The 18,117-nt window shown below is 67.5% G+C and carries 18 protein-coding genes and 2 pseudogenes; 9 read left to right on the top strand and 11 right to left on the bottom strand.

The window, feature by feature from the left end:
• The first annotated feature begins 67 nt into the window (after window positions 1–67).
• Window positions 68–391, top strand: a complete 324-nt coding sequence (locus EQ874_RS11485; RefSeq protein WP_129976813.1) for a pyrimidine/purine nucleoside phosphorylase — start codon at window positions 68–70, stop codon at window positions 389–391.
• Between the two features lie 103 nt (window positions 392–494).
• On the opposite strand, the gene EQ874_RS11480 is transcribed toward EQ874_RS11485, so the two are convergent.
• The 4 genes from EQ874_RS11480 to EQ874_RS11465 all read right to left on the bottom strand — a co-directional run bounded on the left by EQ874_RS11480 (window position 495) and on the right by EQ874_RS11465 (window position 5,256).
• Window positions 495–1,982 carry a DHA2 family efflux MFS transporter permease subunit gene (locus tag EQ874_RS11480; RefSeq protein WP_064065158.1) on the bottom strand — a complete coding sequence of 496 codons (1,488 nt, stop codon included), beginning with the start codon at window positions 1,980–1,982 and terminating at the stop codon, window positions 495–497.
• Window positions 1,983–2,040: 58 nt separating this feature from the next.
• On the bottom strand, window positions 2,041–2,763 hold the full coding sequence (locus EQ874_RS11475; protein WP_064065157.1) for a PadR family transcriptional regulator: 723 nt from the start codon (window positions 2,761–2,763) through the stop codon (window positions 2,041–2,043).
• Window positions 2,764–3,170: 407 nt separating this feature from the next.
• A complete protein-coding gene (locus EQ874_RS11470) occupies window positions 3,171–4,370 on the bottom strand; it encodes a S8 family serine peptidase (RefSeq protein ID WP_115311455.1) in 1,200 nt (399 codons plus the stop codon).
• 202 nt (window positions 4,371–4,572) lie between these two features.
• Complete coding sequence (locus EQ874_RS11465) at window positions 4,573–5,256, bottom strand: helix-turn-helix domain-containing protein (RefSeq protein ID WP_129976812.1); 684 nt, start codon at window positions 5,254–5,256, stop codon at window positions 4,573–4,575.
• 108 nt (window positions 5,257–5,364) lie between these two features.
• Here EQ874_RS11465 and EQ874_RS11460 point away from each other — a divergent pair, with 108 nt between their 5' ends.
• Window positions 5,365–6,288 carry an alpha/beta hydrolase gene (locus EQ874_RS11460; protein WP_084422047.1) on the top strand — a complete coding sequence of 308 codons (924 nt, stop codon included), beginning with the start codon at window positions 5,365–5,367 and terminating at the stop codon, window positions 6,286–6,288.
• An 18-nt stretch (window positions 6,289–6,306) separates the two neighbouring features.
• Here the strand turns inward: EQ874_RS11460 and EQ874_RS11455 are convergent, their stop codons facing one another.
• The 4 genes from EQ874_RS11455 to EQ874_RS11440 are packed head-to-tail and all read right to left on the bottom strand — an operon-like array spanning window position 6,307 to window position 9,450.
• Window positions 6,307–6,570 (bottom strand): WhiB family transcriptional regulator, encoded by a 264-nt coding sequence (locus EQ874_RS11455; protein ID WP_129976811.1) that lies wholly within the window; start codon window positions 6,568–6,570, stop codon window positions 6,307–6,309.
• On the bottom strand, window positions 6,567–7,190 hold the full coding sequence (locus EQ874_RS11450; protein ID WP_129976810.1) for an LUD domain-containing protein: 624 nt from the start codon (window positions 7,188–7,190) through the stop codon (window positions 6,567–6,569). Before EQ874_RS11450 ends, EQ874_RS11455 begins: the two co-directional genes overlap by 4 nt.
• Complete coding sequence (locus tag EQ874_RS11445) at window positions 7,187–8,689, bottom strand: LutB/LldF family L-lactate oxidation iron-sulfur protein (protein WP_016934054.1); 1,503 nt, start codon at window positions 8,687–8,689, stop codon at window positions 7,187–7,189. The genes EQ874_RS11450 and EQ874_RS11445 overlap by 4 nt, the downstream gene beginning before the upstream one ends.
• Window positions 8,686–9,450 carry a (Fe-S)-binding protein gene (locus EQ874_RS11440; protein WP_115311569.1) on the bottom strand — a complete coding sequence of 255 codons (765 nt, stop codon included), beginning with the start codon at window positions 9,448–9,450 and terminating at the stop codon, window positions 8,686–8,688. Before EQ874_RS11440 ends, EQ874_RS11445 begins: the two co-directional genes overlap by 4 nt.
• A gap of 200 nt (window positions 9,451–9,650) precedes the next feature.
• Here EQ874_RS11440 and EQ874_RS11435 point away from each other — a divergent pair, with 200 nt between their 5' ends.
• Together EQ874_RS11435 and EQ874_RS11430 are read left to right on the top strand one after the other, a co-directional pair.
• The gene (locus EQ874_RS11435) at window positions 9,651–11,390 is read left to right on the top strand and encodes an L-lactate permease (RefSeq protein ID WP_115311454.1); all 1,740 of its coding nucleotides are present in this window, start codon (window positions 9,651–9,653) and stop codon (window positions 11,388–11,390) included.
• 26 nt (window positions 11,391–11,416) lie between these two features.
• Entirely contained in the window at window positions 11,417–12,127 is a 711-nt protein-coding gene (locus EQ874_RS11430) for an FCD domain-containing protein (RefSeq protein WP_129976809.1), read from the top strand.
• A gap of 76 nt (window positions 12,128–12,203) precedes the next feature.
• Here EQ874_RS11430 and EQ874_RS11425 read toward each other — a convergent pair whose 3' ends face one another.
• Window positions 12,204–12,659: a MarR family transcriptional regulator gene (locus tag EQ874_RS11425; RefSeq protein WP_129976808.1), complete on the bottom strand. Its 456-nt coding sequence runs from the start codon at window positions 12,657–12,659 to the stop codon at window positions 12,204–12,206.
• Window positions 12,660–12,821: 162 nt separating this feature from the next.
• Here EQ874_RS11425 and EQ874_RS11420 point away from each other — a divergent pair, with 162 nt between their 5' ends.
• Window positions 12,822–14,048 carry an MFS transporter gene (locus tag EQ874_RS11420; RefSeq protein ID WP_129976807.1) on the top strand — a complete coding sequence of 409 codons (1,227 nt, stop codon included), beginning with the start codon at window positions 12,822–12,824 and terminating at the stop codon, window positions 14,046–14,048.
• A gap of 39 nt (window positions 14,049–14,087) precedes the next feature.
• A complete protein-coding gene (locus EQ874_RS11415) occupies window positions 14,088–14,714 on the top strand; it encodes an aldo/keto reductase (RefSeq protein WP_255161044.1) in 627 nt (208 codons plus the stop codon).
• Here the strand turns inward: EQ874_RS11415 and EQ874_RS11410 are convergent.
• The gene (locus EQ874_RS11410; RefSeq protein WP_129976806.1) at window positions 14,633–15,526 is read right to left on the bottom strand and encodes an NADP-dependent oxidoreductase; all 894 of its coding nucleotides are present in this window, start codon (window positions 15,524–15,526) and stop codon (window positions 14,633–14,635) included. The genes EQ874_RS11415 and EQ874_RS11410 overlap by 82 nt on opposite strands.
• A 189-nt stretch (window positions 15,527–15,715) precedes the next feature.
• Here EQ874_RS11410 and EQ874_RS11405 point away from each other — a divergent pair, with 189 nt between their 5' ends.
• The 3 genes and pseudogenes from EQ874_RS11405 to EQ874_RS23165 all read left to right on the top strand — a co-directional run bounded on the left by EQ874_RS11405 (window position 15,716) and on the right by EQ874_RS23165 (window position 17,323).
• A complete protein-coding gene (locus tag EQ874_RS11405; protein WP_129976805.1) occupies window positions 15,716–16,129 on the top strand; it encodes a helix-turn-helix domain-containing protein in 414 nt (137 codons plus the stop codon).
• Window positions 16,130–16,557: 428 nt separating this feature from the next.
• Window positions 16,558–16,899, top strand: a pseudogene (locus tag EQ874_RS11400) (ATP-dependent DNA ligase); the annotation flags it as partial.
• Between the two features lie 22 nt (window positions 16,900–16,921).
• Window positions 16,922–17,323 carry a TIGR03668 family PPOX class F420-dependent oxidoreductase gene (locus EQ874_RS23165; protein ID WP_064065421.1) on the top strand — a complete coding sequence of 134 codons (402 nt, stop codon included), beginning with the start codon at window positions 16,922–16,924 and terminating at the stop codon, window positions 17,321–17,323.
• 128 nt (window positions 17,324–17,451) lie between these two features.
• Here EQ874_RS23165 and EQ874_RS23160 read toward each other — a convergent pair.
• Window positions 17,452–18,081 (bottom strand): annotated as a pseudogene (locus EQ874_RS23160) (alpha/beta fold hydrolase); the annotation flags it as partial.
• Window positions 18,082–18,117: the final 36 nt, after the last annotated feature.

Below are 18,117 nucleotides of genomic sequence, written 5' to 3'. Positions count from 1 at the left end.
GGGGGGTCACCCACCTCGACCGACCCTCCGACCGGCGACCCGCATCCGCCTCACTACGCTCCAGTTCATGAGTAAGCCGACTTCGACCTACGTCGACGTGACGCTCGACCCGCGTGCCAACGTCTACTTCGACGGCAAGTGCGTCAGCCACAACTTCCATCTGGCGGATGGAACCCGCAAGTCGGCCGGCGTGATCCTGCCCGCCACCCTGAACTTCGGAACCGCCGCGCCGGAGGTCATGGAGCTGCACAGCGGCGCGTGCCGCGTCCGGCTGGCCGGCAGTGAGGAATGGGCGACCTACGGTGCCGGTGATTCGTTCTCGGTGCCGGGCGATTCTTCGTTCGACATCGAGGTCACCGAAGCCGTCAGCTACGTCTGCCACTACGGCTGACCGTACTTCGACAGACGAAACGCTCCCACCGAGTGCGGTACTCGGCGGGAGCGTCTCCATTCGTGCCGCCCAGGACCGGACGATCGCGACGAGGGAGCTCCGCTCAGCCGGTGATCTCGGCCCGATCGGGTTCGGTTCCGGTCTGTGCCTTCCGCTGCGACGAGGCGTGACCGACGAACATCGCCGACGCCACGATCCCGATGAGCAGGACCGTCGCCGGCAGGAGCATCGACTGGCTCAGCGCAGTGCTGAACTTCTCGGCGATCTGCTCCGGGAGAGCGTTTCCCATCGCGGCGCCGCTTCCCTCGCCGGCCTGCACTTCGCCCAGTCCCTGCGCGGCCATCCGCGACGAGATCAAGGCACCGATCGCGGCACTGCCCAGCACCGAACCGACCTGGCGGGTGGTGTTGTAGATGCCGGCACCGGCGCCCGCCTGATGGATGGGCAGGTTGTGGGTTGCGGTCGACGCCAGCGGTGCCCAGATGCAGGAATTGGACACGCCGGCAACGGCGGCGATGATCAGGAACAGCACGATGGGACTGTCCGGCGTCATCAGCACCGCGAAGCCGAAGACCGACGCCGAGAACACCGTGAAGCCGATGGTGGGCAGGACCCGCGGCGGCATCCTGTCGGAGAACTTGCCGATGAGCGGTGCGGTCAGGCCGGTGACGATCGCCATCGGGGCGAAGATCAGGGCTGCTCGCGTGGGGGAGAATCCGCGGACGGTCTCGAGATAGAAGTAGGCCGGGACCATCAGGGCGGTCATGGCTGCGCCCATCGACGAGATCGCGATGTTCGACATCGAGAAGTTCCGGTCGCGGAACAGGCTCAGCGGCACCAACGGTTCACCCTTGTTGCGGGCCTGATTGACCACGAACAGCACCATCACCGCGATACCCGCGACGATCATCACCCACGTCCAGACGTCCCAGTCCCGGCTGGATCCTTCCTGGATTCCGAAGACCAGCAGGAACAGACCGATACCGCTGAGGATCACACCGACGACGTCGAACTTGTGCGGTTGGGTTTCGAGGCTGGGCACCAGCCACGCCGCCGATGCGAACGCCACGACACCGATCGGGACGTTGATGTAGAAGATCCAGTTCCAGCCCTGCCAGTCCACCAGCACACCGCCGACGAGGGGGCCGAGCAGTGAGGCCAGGCCGGCGACAGCGCCCCACAGCCCCATGGCCGCACCCCGCTTGTCCGGCGCGAACGTACGAGTGATGATCGCCATCGTCTGCGGCGTCATCAGCGCCGCGCCGAGTCCCTGGACGGCGCGGGCGGCGATGAGAATTTCGATCGAGCCGGAGGTCGCGCACCACAGCGATGCCGCGGTGAACACGACCAGGCCGGCGAGATAGATGTTCTTCGGCCCGAACCGATCGCCGAGGCGACCGGTGAACAACAGGGGCACCGCGTAGGTCAGCAGGTAGGCGCTGGTCACCCAGACGACTTGATTGATGTCTGCCTGCAGGTCGGTCATGATCGCCGGGTTGGCCACCGCAACGATGGTCAGGTCCAGCAGGATCATGAAGAACCCGACCACCAGGGCCGACAGGCCCCACCACGGATTACGTTCGGTTTTCATCGATGTCGTTCCTGTCCGTACCGGCCGAGCACGACCGGCGATCCATTGGTTCGAGATGTCACGGTTCGGTCGACGCCCGCGACCGTCCCGGGTCGCCTACAGCGCTTCTCCGCAATTCGGCGAGAGTCTCGTCGGTCAACGCCGCGCTCCAGTCGCGGCCGGGATCGCGGGGCGGGTCCGGGATCCGCGCGCCTCCGGCGTCGAAGTTCTGCCACGCGAGAGAGCCGTCACGGATCTCGCCGATCAGGCGCCGCAACCATTCCGTTTCGTGAGCGGTTCTGTCGCGGAGGAAGTCGACGGCCACCCAGTACCGCCGGGGCACGTCGTTGTCGACGGCCCAGGCACGGATGGCGTCCAGTTCGACGAGATCGTCCTCGAGACGATCGATGCGTTCACCGATCAGGGCGACGACCTCGTCGGCCGGCAGATTGTGCGATTCGGCGAGGCCGAGAGGGAAAATCGGATACTCGCGAGCCGGTCGACGGATGATCTCGGCGATGCGGGCACGCACGGCCTCCGCTCCGGCCGCAGTGATGCTGTAGGTGGTGCGCTCGGGTCTGTTACCTGCGCGTTCGGTGCCCTCCTGCCGGATCAATCCGCTCTCCACCAGACGGGAGACGGTGTGGTACAGCGAGCTCGGCCGGAGCTTGATCAGGTTGTCCTCCCGGCGCTTGAGCAGAAGCTGATGCATCTCGTAGGGATGCATCGGTCGCTCCTCGAGCAGTCCGAGCACAGCGATGGCTATCGGTGTCAGGACGGCGATACGGGATTGTTCGGACACCGCTCCTGCCTCCTTCGATCGTCGGGAGGCGTTCGGGAACCGCGACTGCTGCGCCTCGAATAGTCGGTATCGAATATACGACGCGGATTATCCGACGGACAACAATGCCTCCTTCCTGGCGTTCGTCGCCGTGCCGGGCGCGCGGCAGACGTGGATCGGGGGTTCCGACCGGTGCGAGACATCGGCCGGAACCCCCGATCCGGTGACGAATACTGTTCTCGTCACGATCTGTGCAACCACACGTCGGGGATTCTTCGAATCTCCTCCCTCACATCGGGATCCGCGAGGACGAGAAGCAGCCGTGGCCGGAGCGACCGGGCCACCGAGACAACGGCCTCGATGGCGGCGAGGGCCGCGTCGGCCTGCCCGGCGGCAAGGACGACGAGGTCCTGCGCCTCGACGCCGAATCACGGCGCCGTCGCCAACCCCGCGCCTGCATCGGTCTGCGGCAACGGCAGCACCTCGGCTCCGTCGACCAGCGTCTTCCAGAGTTCCTTCCCGGTCCTCGCCGTGCTCTGCACGATCAGAGCCGCCAATCCCGCCACGTGCGGGGTGGCCATGGACGTCCCACTGATCGTGTTGTAGCGGTCCGGCATCGGCCACGACGAGTACACGTCTACACCGGGTGCGGCGATATCGACGGCGCCGCCCGGAACCACGGTGGCTCTGGCCGAGAAGGCCGCCATCTTCAGGTCGGACGCCAGTGCCGCGACCGCCATGATCGACGGCGAATTCGCGGGGCTGCCGACGAATCCGGGATCCGCCGGCCGACGCGCGTTGTTCCCCGCGGCCGCGATGATCAGCGTCCCGGCCGCCAACGCCCGCTGCCCGACGGCCTCGTAGGCCGTCACCGGCCGAGGTACGTCGGCGCCCAGCGACATCGAGATGACCTGGCACCGATTGGCCAATGCCCATTCGATCCCGGCGAGGATGGTGGAGTCGGATCCACTGCCCTGATTGCTCAGTACCTTGCCGACGAAGATCGCGGCCCGTGGTGCGACGCCGTAGCCGCGCGCGGTCGGTAGATTCCTCGGTCCGCAGGATGTGCCGACGCAGTGGGTGCCGTGCCCGTTCCCGTCCTGGACGGCCTGACCTGCGATGAACGACTTACTGGTGATCGTCCGACCTGCGAAGTCGGGATGGTTGAGATCGAATCCGGTGTCGAGCACTGCTACCCGGACAGCGGACCCGTCGAACTGTGACGTCAGTGCCCGGGTGGCCTGCAGACCCCAGGTGTGCCTGCGACCGTCCGCCAGATGTGTCTCCAGGGCGAGTGGTGCCGCCAGCGTACGGACGACGTGTTCGGGTTCCACGGCCACGATCGCCGGATCCTGACGTGCGACGTCCTCGAGCGATTCGACCTGCGACCCGTCGACGGCGGCGACAGCCACCCCGAGCCGATCGAATAGGGTCGCATCGGTGGATTCGAGTTCGTCTGCGGGTACCGCTTCCGGCCCCGTCTCGTCGCTGGACGCGATCGAGTTCACGCCGCTGATCGCCTCGAGTGCGGCCACGCGTTCCTCGTGAGTGCTGTCCTCGGTGAAAGTGATGATCTGCCGGCCCGTGGTTTCGGCTTCGACGGGGCCGTCGGCATCGTCCGTCATCATGATGCGTTCCTCTGATCCGAAGAGTGATACGAGATGCGGGAGGACCCCGCGGGATCAGTATGGGAACCGGCCGATACCGGCGCCTGCGTAGACGACTACCCCATTTCGACCGTGCTGGTCGCGTCACTGGTGCGTAGCCGTTCTCGATTTCGGTGTTCCCGACCGCGCTGAGCGATGTCGGGAACACCGAAATCGCATCCGGTCACCGCGTGTGCGACCGCTCCGGGACCGGCCGGAACCAGTCCCCCATACGCGACACGAGCGCGGGATCTCCTGCAGCCGTCACGGATCCGTCCCGGACAGCGCGCGACCAATCGCCCCGACCGCGAGCCAGTGCCAGCAGTGCCGGGATCGACGACTCGAGATACACGTAGCGAGCCGGGTCCAGCAGCGGATCGGTGAGGCATCCGTACGGTTGCGCGCCGCGCTGCACGACCAGCCAGTACCTGCGGTCGCACCGATGGTGGAGCCGGAACTCGAGCACGACCGGCCGGGCCGGACAGTGCGCGCGCTCCACCCGTCGCGCCAACCAGCCGAGCACAACGTCCGGGTCGCGTTCGACCATCGCCGGATCGTCCGGCAACCATGTCTCCGCCCAGGTGCGCAGCGCGCCGAGCGGTGCCATCAACCCGAGGCCGACGTCGGTCAGACGGTAGGCCGGGTGCGGATCTTCGCAACGGGACACCACCCCGAGCATCTCCAGCCGGCGCAGTCGGTCGGCGAGCACCGAACGCGAGATCCGGCCGGGCAGGCCGGTGGCGAGGTCGTTGAAGCCCTGCGGCCCGAGGATTCCCAACTGCCGTACGACGAGCAGACTCCACCGGTCACCGAGGTGTTCGATGGCCTTGGTGAAGGAGCAGTACCCGGCGGATCCACTCGCGTCCACCCCCCGAGTGTCCCACCGCCCGGCGGCCGGGTGCGGTTCGAAGTTCGAACTGGTCACGTCCCACTCGACGACGGATCGTGAAGACGAGGACGAGATCCGGAGGTCACGATGAACATCCAGACGCGCGTACCGGGTCACCCGACTCGCGTGCAGAACGGATACGATCGGATGGTTCGGGACGCCGGTGGTCGGAGCCGATTCGTCCCGACACGGACGGGCCGGGCACACGTCGTCGAGCACGGTGACGGGCTACCGGTCGTCCATCTGCACGGCAACAACACCTCGTCGTTGTCGCACCTGATGCTTCTCGAGCACACGACGGCGGTGCACTCGTTCCTGGTGGATCGGCCGGGTTTCGGTCTCAGCGATCCGTCGGACTTCCGCCGCACCGGGCTCCGGCGGCATGCGGTCGGATTCGTCGACGACGTGCTCGACGGGCTCGGGCTCGAGTCGGCGGTTCTCGTCGGCGCGTCGGGCGGAGGGATCTGGTCGATCTGGTACGCCCTCGATCGTCCGGAGCGGGTGCGGGGCGCGGTCACGCTCGGGTCCGTCCCGCTGCTGCCCGGTGCTCGGATTCCCGTCGATGTCCGGGTCATGGCGACCCCCGTTCTCGGGCAACTGCTCGGCCGCATCGTGAAACCGGGTCGACGGATGCTGCTGCACCTGCTGTCCTCGGTGGGCGAAGGCGAGACCATCCGGCGGTACCCCGAGCTACTCGACTCGCTCGTCGACGCGGCGCACGATCCCGTCGCGAGGGCAGCGAACGTTGCGGAGTTGCAGGCGATCCTGTCACCGTTCGGCACCCGGCGCGCCGCCAGGATCTGTCCGGATGTGCTGCGGCAGCTACACGTTCCCACGCTGATGATCTGGGGTGACCACGATCCCGTGGTCCCGGTCGAGGACGCCCGGGCCGTCGCGGCACTCGTACCGCACGCGCATCTGGAAGTGCTGGTCGCGGGACACGTGCCTCAGCTCGGCCATCCCGCACGGGTGGCGGCGCTGATCGAGGAGTTCGCCCACTCGATTCCGTGAGCAGCCCGCGGGACGCGATCAGTGCTTCAGGTGTTGCAGCCGTTCGTGTTCCGACAGTCCACCCCACACTCCGTGCGGTTCGCCGCTGAGTATCGCGTGGGTGCGGCACTCGGCCAGCACCGGGCAGTGCGCGCAGATGCGTTTCGCGACGACCTCGCGCCGCCTGCGGATGCTCGGTGGCTCGCCGTCCGGGGCGAAGAAGAAGTACTCGTCGGAGGTCCGGCAGTTGGCATGCTGCTGCCATCCGAGACGTGGCCGGACACGCTCGGTCAGCAGGGTCATCCGATCATCACCACCTCCAAGGTGCGGGGGCCGTGCACGCCCTCGACGCGTTCGAGTTCGATGTCCGACGTCGCGGACGGCCCACTGATCATCGTGATCGGCCGCTCCGGGACGAGCCGGGCCAGCGCTTCGGGCACTCCCACCTCGACATCGCTCATCGCCACCACGCACACGTGCAGGTCGGGGACCAGTGTCAGCGCGCGTCGCCCCTGGTCGGGGCTGCCGTCGAGGAAGATCGTGCCCGTCTCCGCGCAGGTCACGGCCGAGCCGGTGACGACCCCGTCGAGATCACCGAGGTCGGCTGCGGGCCTGTCGGTGGAGTCGACCACCACCTCGCCACCGAACTCCGCCAGCCACGACCGATCCAGGCCCTCCGGGACCCCGACGCGGCGCACCCCGCGATCCGTGAGGATCTTCGCCAGCACGACGGGCAGATCCTCCGGCGTGCTCTCGTGCACGTGAGCCTTGTAGTCGACCAGCCGATCGACCAGCAGCTCACGGCGCTCGGCGTCCGGCAGGGTGCGTCCGAGACGGTAGTCGCGCGGTACCTCGACCGGTGTCGGCGGTGCGAGGGTCTGCGCCGAACGGATCCGGCCGAGAATCGCGTCGCGGCTGCTCATCGCTGCTGTCCTTCCTCGCGTGCCTTCGCGAGCGCGGCACGGCCTTCATCGGATGCCCACCATTGCCGGAAGGTCTGTTTCGGCGGGGCCGGCATGTCACGGGCGTCGGTCCAACCGGCGAGCGGACCGGGCAGACTGGTGATCTTCCCCTTCTTGCCGGCGAGGACGCGGCCGAGTCCGGCGGCCTTCTGCGCGGCCGTCCAGCGCTGCGAGGACGACATGGCCAGCGAGGCGGCCTTCATCGCCGCAGCCTCGGGCCCGAAGCGGGCGTGTTCGACCTTCTGGTGGCGCAGTTCCACCAGCAACGAGGGGATGTCGATCTTGACGGGGCAGGCGTCGTAGCAGGCACCGCACAGGCTCGATGCGAACGGCAGGCTGGCGTTGGGGTCGTCGGGTCGGTCCATCCCGGCCAACTGCGGGCTGAGGACGGCGCCGATCGGGCCCGGGTAGGTCGAGCCGTAGGCGTGGCCCCCGGTGCGCTCGTAGACCGGGCACACGTTCAGGCATGCCGAGCACCGGATACAGTGCAGCGCTTCACGTCCGATCTCGTCGGCGAGCGCGGCGGTGCGGCCGTTGTCGAGCAGCACGAGATGGAACTCCTGCGGGCCGTCGCCGGGGGTGACACCGGTCCACATCGACGTGTAGGGATTCATGCGCTCCCCCGTCGACGAGCGCGGCAGCAGCTGCAGGAACACCTCGAGGTCACGGAAGGTGGGCAAGAGTTTCTCGATGCCCATGACGGTGATGAGTGTCTGCGGCAGCGTCAGGCACATGCGGCCGTTGCCCTCGGATTCGACGACGGCGAGGGTGCCGGTCTCGGCGATGCCGAAGTTCGCGCCCGACACCGCGACCGGCACGGTCATGAACTTGTGACGCAGGAACTTTCGTGCCGCGGCTGCGAGATGACGGGGGTTGTCGTCGAGGTCGGGGTCGACGTCCGGCATCTCACGCAGGAAGATCTCGCGGATCTCGGCGCGGTTGCGGTGGATGGCGGGCACCAGGATGTGCGAGGGCTTGTCGTGGCCGAGTTGGACGATGAGCTCGGCGAGGTCGGTCTCGTAGGCCGCGATCCCCCGTTCTTCGAGATGCTCGTTGAGCCCGATCTCCTGGGTGGCCATCGATTTGACCTTGATGACCTCGTCGGATCCTGTCTTCCGGATCAGCTCGGTGACGATGGCGTTGGCCTCGGCGGCGCCGGCAGCCCAGTGCACCACGCCACCACGCGCGGTCACCGCCTCCTCGAGCTGGGTGAGCAGCTCCGGGAGGCGGTTGAGCACGTCGGTCTTGATGGCGGCGCCGGCGTCGCGCAGTTGTTCCCAGTCGGGCAGTTCCCCGGTGACGTTCAGTCGCTTGGCACGGATGGTGTGGGTGGCCTTGCCGATGTTGCGCCGCAACTGCGGGTTCGCGAGTTCCTGGTGCGCTGCGTCGGGAAACTTTCTGATGCCGCGCAGATTTCCGGATCCACGCGGCGGGACGGTGGGCATACCGAGTGCGGTCACGCGGGCACTCCCTTGGGGGCGACGGCCGGTTCCACGGAGGCGAGGATCTCGGCGAGGTGGATGGTGCGGGTACCGGTGCGCAGGCGCGTGAGACCACCGCCGATGTGCATCAGGCACGACGAGTCGCCGGCGCTGCAGTATTCCGCGCCGGTGGCGGCGACATTGCTCAGCTTGTCGGCGAGCATCGCAGTGGAGGTCTCGGCGTTCTTGATCGCGAAGGTGCCCCCGAACCCGCAGCACGAATCGGCCTCGGGCAGTTCGACGAGATCGATCTCGCGCACGGCTCGCAACAACTGGAGTGGCTTCTCCCCCACCCGCAGCATCCGCAACGAATGACAGGTGGGGTGATAGGTCACCCGGTGCGGGAAATAGGCGCCGACGTCGGTGACGCCGAGGACGTCGACAAGGAATTCGGACAACTCGTACGTCTTGGCCTTGACGGTGTCGACCCGTCCGCACAACGACGCGGAACCGTAACGGGAGGCGACGATGTCGTGCTGGTGGCGAACGGATCCGACGCACGATCCGGAGGGGGCGACGACGGCGTCGATGCCGCTGTCGCCGAAGGCGTCGACGTAGTTCTCGACGAGCGGCAGCGCGTCGGGTTGGTAGCCGGTGTTGACGTGCATCTGACCGCAGCAGGTCTGGCGTTCGGGGAAGACGACGTCGTGCCCGAGCCGGGTGAGGAGCAGGGCGGTGGCCGAAACGGCCTTCGGGAACATCGTGTCGCCGAGGCACGTCGCGAACAGGGCGATTCGCATGGAGATCTCCGCATCGGGGGTGTGGTCTGACCACATTGAACCACACGTTCCGGAGATCCGCCGCACATTTTCGGACAGTGACCGCACATTCCGTCAGGGGGTCGACTGTGACGCGGACCATGGTGTACTTTCACGTGGTCTGACCACATCGGTCGAAATCACATCCGCCGCCGACAGCGGCGCAACCACAGGAGTTTCGTGTGGCAACCCGGATATCGGCGGTGACATTCACACCCGCCACTGACGCCATCGCAGGCAGCCTCACCGCATCGGCTCTCGTGGGCCTTGCGCCGCTGCTGACCTTCTTCGTCCTGCTCGCCGGCTTCAAACTCAAGGCCTGGTATTCCGGACTCGGCGCCCTCGTCGCCGCGCTCATCGTCGCGATCATCGGCTTCGACATGCCCGCGCCCCTGGCCGGCCTGTCCGCCCTGCAGGGCATCACCTTCGGACTCTTCCCGGTGATGTGGATCGTGATCACCGCGATCTGGTTCTACGAACTCACCGTCGTCAGCGGCCGGTTCGAGGATCTGCGGCGCATCTTCAACTCGATCGGCCACGGCGACATGCGGATCCAGGCGATGCTCATCGCCTTCTGCTTCGGTGGCATGCTCGAAGCACTGGCCGGATTCGGCGCACCCGTGGCGATCACCGGCGCCATGCTCGTCACCCTCGGCATGCCTGCCCTGCGAGCCGCGGTCACGGTCCTGATCGCCAACACCGCGCCGGTCGCCTTCGGCGCCATGGCCATCCCGATCACCACCGCCGGTGCCCTGACCGACATCCCCGCCACCGAGATCGCCGCCGTCGTGGGCCGTCAGACCCCGGTCCTGGCGCTCTTCGTGCCACTGTTGCTGCTCTTCCTGGTCGACGGTCGTCGCGGTGTCCGGCAGGCCTGGCCGATCGCGTTGGTCACCGGCACGACGTTCGCGCTCGCCCAGTTCTGGTGCTCGAGCCACTTCTCGTACGAACTCACCGATGTCGTCGCCTCGCTCGCCGGTCTCACCGCCGCCGTGCTGATGCTGCAGGTCTGGAAGCCGCGGACCCCCGAGGACCAGCTCTCGCGTACCCGCACCGATGTCATCGCTGTCCAGGCCGGCAAGGAGGGCCCCGGAGCCGCTCGTGCGCCGCAGCGTCCCGTCGCCGACGAGTCGCTGACCACCTCGCGCGTCGTCATGGCGCTGTTCCCGTACCTGCTGGTCATCACCGTGTTCGGCATTGCGAAGCTGTGGACCGTCGGTGTCGATCTGCCGGAGCGTCTCGCCGCCACCGACGTCGAGATCGAGTGGCCCGGCCTGTACGGCAATCTGCTCACCGGCGGGGGCGACGCATCGAGCAGCGCGGTCTACACCTTCTCGTGGCTGTCGTCGCCGGGCACACTGCTACTGCTCAGCGGCGCGATCGTCACTCTCGTCTACGCGCGGCGGGACAGCGGCGGCATGTTCCCGCTGACCGTCCGCCGAGCCGTGGCCACCTTCGGCACCACCGTCGTGCGTATGAAGCTCGCCATCGCCACGGTGGCCACCGTGCTGGGTCTGAGTTATGTGATGAATCAGTCCGGCCAGACCGTCGCGATCGGCACCTGGCTCGCCGGCACCGGTACGATCTTCGCCTTGTTCTCCCCGATCCTGGGCTGGCTCGGCACCGCCGTCACCGGCTCGGATACCTCCGCCAACGCCCTGTTCGCCCGCCTGCAGCAGGCAGCCGGGCAGACCGCCGGCATCGACCCGACCCTGCTGGTCGCGGCGAACACCTCCGGTGGTGTGGTCGGCAAGCTGATCAGCCCGCAGAACCTCACCATCGCCGCCACCGCGGTCGATCAGCCGGGCAGCGAATCGGTGTTGTTGCGCAAGGTGATCGGCTACAGCGTCGCGATGCTCGTCATCCTCTGCGTGCTGGTCTACCTGCAGTCCACACCGGTGCTGTCCTGGATGCTCCCCTGATCCGGAATCGACTAGGCTCTGAAGTCATGTCGTCGTTCGAGGGTCGTGCGTGGGAGCAGGTGCTGAACCACCTGGAGCAGATGCTGGTCTCGGGAGAACTCGGCCCGGGCCAGCATCTGCCCCCGGAGCGCACGCTCGCCGCACAACTCGGCGTCGGCAGGTCTTCGGTTCGTGAGGCACTGCGCGTGATGGAGGCCCTCGGACTGCTCAGCACCCACACCGGTTCCGGGCCGAACGCCGGCGCAATGATCGTCTCGCGACCCACCGGCGGGATGTCGATGCTCATGCGCCTGCAGGTCGCGGCGCAGAACTTCCCGGTCTCCGACATCGTCCGCACACGTCTGGTACTCGAGACGGAAGTGATGCAGACACTGGCCAACCGAACCCCGGCACCGGAACTCACCCAGGCCGAGGAACTCCTGGACGCGATGGACGCTCCGGAGTTGGCCGCACCCGAGTTCCTGGTTCTCGACGCCCAGTTCCACGTCGCGATGGCCGACGCGGCCGGCAACCTCGTCGTCGCGGCGATGATGGCCGGTCTGCGCGACTCCATCGAGAGTTACGTCCTTGCGGGCGCGCCGCACACCGACTGGCCCGCGACCTGCGTGCGGCTGCGTCACGAGCACCGCGGTCTCGTCGACGCGGTCCGCGCCGGCGACGCCACGCTCGCACGCAAGCGCATCGTCGAGCACATCCGCGGTTACTACGCTCGAAGTTTCGGCGCCGACGCGTTCTGACTCTGCTCCCGCACACCTGCACGGTCGACCCGGTCCGACGAGACAAACTGTCGGGCCGGGCTTTTCGGATGTTCGATCACTGCTCTTGCAACTGCCGGATGGCGTCGACCAGCGGCGCCAGGACGGGTTCGGTCGCGGCCTCGTCGAGCGCCTCCCGCAGGGCGGTGTTGTGGGTGGGCCGGGCCTCTTCGAGCAGGCGCCGACCGGCGTCGGTGACGTCGGTGTAGATGCCGCGACGATCGGTAGGACACAGATAGCGCGAGAGCAACCCACGATCCTCGAGCCGCGTGACCAACCGCGTCGTCGCGCTCTGACTGAGAACCACAGCATCGGCGACCTGACGCATCTGCAGGTGCCCGCCGTCCCCGTCGTGCTGACGGTTGAGCACATCCAGCAGCGAGTACTCGCGCACGCTCAACCCGTGGCCGGACTGCAGGGCGCTCTCGATCCGGTTCTCGAGCCGCCCGTGCAGGAGCGACAGCGCCGACCAACTGTTGGCCAGCGCGGTCATCGAGGGGTCCGTGGCGGTCATGGTCGGCTCCTGGGTCGGCTCGTACGAACAGGTGACGCCGACGGCATGCCGACGTTGTCGCAACGCTCACTATACCCGCGCTTGCAATTAGTCGGCGCCTGCAATTATTGTCTACGCCAGTAAAGCGCGTCTGCGTCTCTTCTCGATCGAAGGATCGTTCTCATGCCACTCGCTCTACTGGCCCTGGCCATCGGCGCCTTCGGGATCGGCACCACCGAGTTCGTGATCATGGGTTTGCTCCCCCAGGTCGGATCGGATCTCGGCGTGTCGATCCCCACGGCCGGATATCTGGTCACCGGCTACGCCCTCGGCGTCATGATCGGCGCCCCGATCATGACGGCGCTCGGCACCCGGATCTCCCGTAAGAACATGTTGATGCTGCTCATGGGCCTGTTCGTCCTGGGCAACGCCGTCTCCGCCCTCGCGCCCACCTTCGCCGTCATGCTGATCGGCCGCGTCGTCGCCTCCCTCGCCCACGGGGCCTTCTTCGGCATCGGCTCGGTCGTCGCCGCCGAACTGGTGGCACCGCAGAAAAAGGCGGCTGCCATCTCCCTGATGTTCACCGGACTGACGGTGGCCAATGTCGTCGGCGTGCCGCTGGGCACCTTCGTCGGCCACACCGCGGGCTGGCGCGCGACATTTCTGACCGTCGCCGCGCTCGGCGTCGTCGGCTTGGCCGGCGTCGCGAAGCTCGTTCCCGACGTCCCCCGACCCGCAGGCGTGCGGCTGCGCCACGAGGTCGCGGCGTTCAAGAACGTCCAGGTCGTACTGGCCATGACCATGACGGTCCTCGGCTTCGGTGGCGTGTTCGCCGCGATCACCTACATCGCACCGATCCTGACCGATGTCAGCGGTTTCGCCGAGTCCTCCGTCCCCTGGCTGATGGCCGTGTTCGGAACCGGCATGGTGGTCGGCAACCTCGTCGGCGGACATTTCGCCGACCGCAATCTCATGCCGATGCTCTACACCGCCCTGGCCGGCCTGGCCATGGTGCTGGGACTGTTCACCTTCCTGTCCTCCGACAAGACCGTGTCCGTCGCGGCGGTCTTCCTGATCGGCGCCCTCGGTTTCGCGACCGTGCCGCCCCTGCAGAAGCACGTCCTCGACCATGCGCACGGCGCCCCGACCCTGGCTTCCGCCGCCAACATCGGTGCCTTCAATCTCGGCAACGCCCTGGCCGCCTGGCTCGGCGGCACGGTGATATCCGCCGGATTCGGGTACACGGCACCCAACGCCGTCGGGGCCGTCCTGGCCGCGTCCGCTCTGGTCCCGGCGGTCCTGTCCCACCGACTACAGCGAAAGGACGACCACACCAACGCAACTCACACATCCACAGAACCCGACCTCCACAGCACAACCCGTGCTGCAGTCGACCCCGTCCGACTCTGATCCCGAACTACGCGAACACCCCCGAAGGAGCACCGACTCGTGACATCGTCCACGATCCCCACCGTCACCCTGAACAACGGCGTCGAGATCCCCCAGCTCGGCTTCGGCGTCTTCCAGATCCCCGAGGACGAGACCACCGCGGCCGTCAGCGCCGCACTCGAGACCGGCTACCGCCACATCGACACCGCCGCGATCTACGGCAACGAAGCCGGCGTCGGCCGCGCGCTGGCGGATTCCGGACTGTCCCGCGACGAGCTGTTCATCACGACGAAGGTGTGGAACTCCGATCAGGGTTACGACGCCACCCTCCGCGCCTTCGACACCAGCCTCACCGCGCTCGGCCTCGATCGTCTCGATCTCTACCTGATCCACTGGCCGACCCCGGCCCGCGATGTCTACGCCGACACCTGGCGTGCCCTCGAACGCCTCGTCGAGGAAGGACGCCTTCGCGCTGCGGGCGTGTCGAAAACCGAAATCCGCGCACTGGCGATTCTGAGGCTCGGCGGCGACGGTAATCGGACCGTCGCGGTCGAGTTTCCGCGATGGCCATCGACAGGAACAGGCCCGTTCGGCGCGAGTGATCGTCAGGGGATCAGGACGATCCGTCCGCGCAGGCCACCTTCGGCCAGCTTTACGTGGGCCGCTGCTGCCCGCTCAAGCGGGTAGGTCCCTGAGACGCGGGCCACGAGCACCCCTCGGTCCGCAAGTCGGGAGAGTTCGGCGAGCTGGACACCGTCGGCCCGCACGTCCAGAACTTCGACTCGGACACCGCGCTCCGCCTCGGGTTCCCGCCCCGGCCACAGACCGAGGTAGGAGCCGCCGTCGCGGACCGTGACGATCGCCCCATGCCCCAAACCAGCAGCGTCGAGCACCCCGTCGAAACCGGCCGCTTCCAGGGTCGCCCCGCGGGTAAGGACACGGTCGGCTCCACGGGAAAGCAGGAACGGCTCGTCGCCGGCGGAGGCGAACGCGGTGACCTTCAGTCCGTGCCGGTGTGCCAGCTCCACCGCGTGCCCACCAACCGCGCCGGCCGCGCCCGTGACGAGCAGGTGCTGCCCGGCCCGCAACGCCATCATGTCCAGCGCCTGCGCGGCGGACAGCGAGTTGAGGGGCAGCACCGCGGCATGCACGTCGTCCAGAGAGGTCGGGGCGGGGGCGACGGCTTCCGCGTCGAGCACGACGTAGTCGGCGTGGGTGCCCAGCGGCTCGCGGTGCCCCGCGGCCAGGCCGATGACGCGGTCCCCGACCTTCCGGTCGACCCCCGTACCGAGGGCCTCGATCGTGCCGGCGACATCCCAGCCCAGACCGATCCGTTCCCCTCCGCCGAACACCCCCGCGCGCATGGCAGCGTCCACAGGATTCAGCGCAGCCGCACCGACCTTGATTCGCACCTGGCCGGGGCCGGGTGCAGGCATCGAAACCTCGGTGATTTCGACCGCCTCGGGTCCACCGAAGCGGGAAACGGTTGCGGCGCGCATGAACATGGTCTTCCTTCCCTGTTCCCGCGGCGACGATATCCACCGTGCGGGCTCTGTCAGACGTCGGGCCGCGGGTACCACGGACCTGACCTGGCTTCTTACCAATGGTGTGTGACCCCATGATGGGGCAGTATCGAAGTCGATACAAAAGGCACACGCGTGTGCGGAACCGGAAGGATCACGTTCGTCATGGAACCCGAACCGAGCACCGGGCGGACCGCGGCCCTCCCCGGGCCGTGCTCCCGCTGGCCGGCGGAGCAAGGGGAGACCATCCGGCAGATCATCGATCGAGCGGGCAACAAGTGGGCGGTGCTCGTTGTCGGTTCGCTGCACGCTGGGCCCCTTCGATACACCGACTTGCTGCGCTCGATTCCCGGTGTCTCCCAGCGCATGCTCACGCACACCCTGCGCCAGTTGCGGCGTGACGGGCTCGTCACCAGAACCGCCTATCCGGAGGTGCCTCCGAGGGTGGAGTACGCGCTGACCGATCTGGGTGAGACCCTGCTCATCGCGATCACGACCCTGATCGACTGGGCTGGCACCCATCATGACGAGATCCAGGAGAACCGTGCCCGATTCGATGAGACAGAGGCCGCCGTCTGACTCTGGGCAGGCTGTTCTTCTCGAGCAACAATGAACCGTCGATTCCGTTGTCGAGTTACTCGCAGGCGTCACACTCTATGCGAAGGCCGCTAAGCAGCTACTGCTGCGCGACACCAGTAAGCACGCTGCTTGCCGCGCCCATATGCCAACCACCCAACCCACCCCTTCAATAGGAAGCCTTCACTGCTTTCGAATGCGAATCAGCGGGGAGATACGAAGTGGACCAACGCAATGGGAGTCAAGCGATCTCGGCCGTGGCCGACATCTGTGCCCTTCGTGGTCGGCTTTCATCCGCACCACCTGACTGAATCGGTTCGCATTCAACGCACCGCGGATCCTGCTGCCCCGGTATGCACTCCCGGCATCTGCGGCTGCAAATCCCACCTCATGCGTAGCTTTTCGACAAGTTCTCATATTTCGGCCTACCAGTACCCGGATCCGGCAAGGCTGCCGGCGGCATCGGTTCGCTACTCCTCGGAGCGCACGACGACGAGGAACGGTTGGTGTTCATCGGCCGGGTCGGGACGGGATTCACCACCGCGACCCGCCGCGAGCTGCGATCGCAGTTGCGTCCGCTGGAGCGGCCCACCACCCCACTGGCGGTCGCTCCGCCGGCACGGGAGACCCACGGCGCCCACTGGGTGGAGCCCATCCTCGTCGGAGAGGTCGAGTACCGGGAGTACGCGGGCGGAAGCCTCCGGCATCCGAGCTGGCGAGGACTACGCACCGACAAGACAGTGCCGGAGGTCGATCTCCCGGGCCGACACTGACCGTCCGGTTACCGTGAGGCGCATGGACGTCCGTCGCAGTGTCGCCGATGCCCGAGTGGCCCGCCTCGCCACCGCCGACGGGTCCGGCGAGCCACACCTCGTCCCCATCGTGTTCGCCCTCGACGGCGACGTGATCCACACCTGTGTCGACGACAAGCCGAAATCCACCCGGCGCCTGCGTCGACTCGCCGACATCGCCGAGAACCCACGGGTGTGCGTGCTCGTCGACCACTACAGCGACGACTGGTCGCAGCTGTGGTGGGTCCGCATCGACGGCATCGCCACGGTCCACGACGCCGACACTGCCGAGGGAACTGCGGGCATCGACGCGCTCGTCCGCAAATACCCGCAGTACCAGGCGAAACGACCACCGGGACCGGCCATCACCATCGACAGGCTGCGCTGGCGATCCTGGTCGGCGTGAGCAACTACCGGTCCAACGTGAGCATCGCCTCGGCGATCTCGTCGACCACCGCAACAGGGGACCGCGGTGCCGGCATCGTCCAGGACGAGCAACCGCGCTCTCGGGATCTCGCGTGCGATGGCTTCTCCGTTGCCGACGGGGAAGAACGGATCCCGGCGGCCGTGCACGACGAGGGTCGGGACGTCGATCTGGCGCAAGCGTTCCCGCCAGCGGGGCGTGCAATCGAGTCTGGCGAAGACCATTCCGAGCTGATTCGCGGACTGGACCGACGGCTCGTCGTTCGGTGTGCGGTCCCAGATGCGCTCGGCAACCACGCACGCGGCGTCGGGATCGTCCCCGAGGACCGCGGCGCGAACGGCCGCGAATTCCGCCACGGCCGTGCGATCGGCCCAGTCGGGCATCGGGAGCGCGAACATGCGCTTCATCGTCGCCGCGCCGTGATCGGGAAGGTCGGGATCGCACGGGCCCGGTGCGACCGGACGCGTCCCGACCAGAGTCAGTGCCCGGAACGCGGCTGGATGGTCGAGCGCAGCGACCTGGGCCACCATCCCGCCGACACCGATGCCCGCGAGATGCGCCGGCCTGCCATCGAGCGCGTCGACGAGGGCTGCCGCATCGTCGGCGAGGTCGCGCAGGGTGTAGCCGGGCGCGTCCGGGTCCTTCGTCGTCGACTCCCCGCAATCCCGCAGGTCGTACCGCACGACACGACGCCCACCCGCGGCGAGCCGTGTGCACAGTTCGTCGGGCCACGAGAGCATCGTCGTGCCGCCGACGAGCAGGACGAGTGGTGCGTC

The organism is Rhodococcus sp. Q1 (assembly GCF_004153645.1).
GTDB classification, from domain to species: domain Bacteria; phylum Actinomycetota; class Actinomycetes; order Mycobacteriales; family Mycobacteriaceae; genus Rhodococcus; species Rhodococcus gordoniae.
This window is presented reverse-complemented; position numbering and strand designations above follow the sequence as displayed.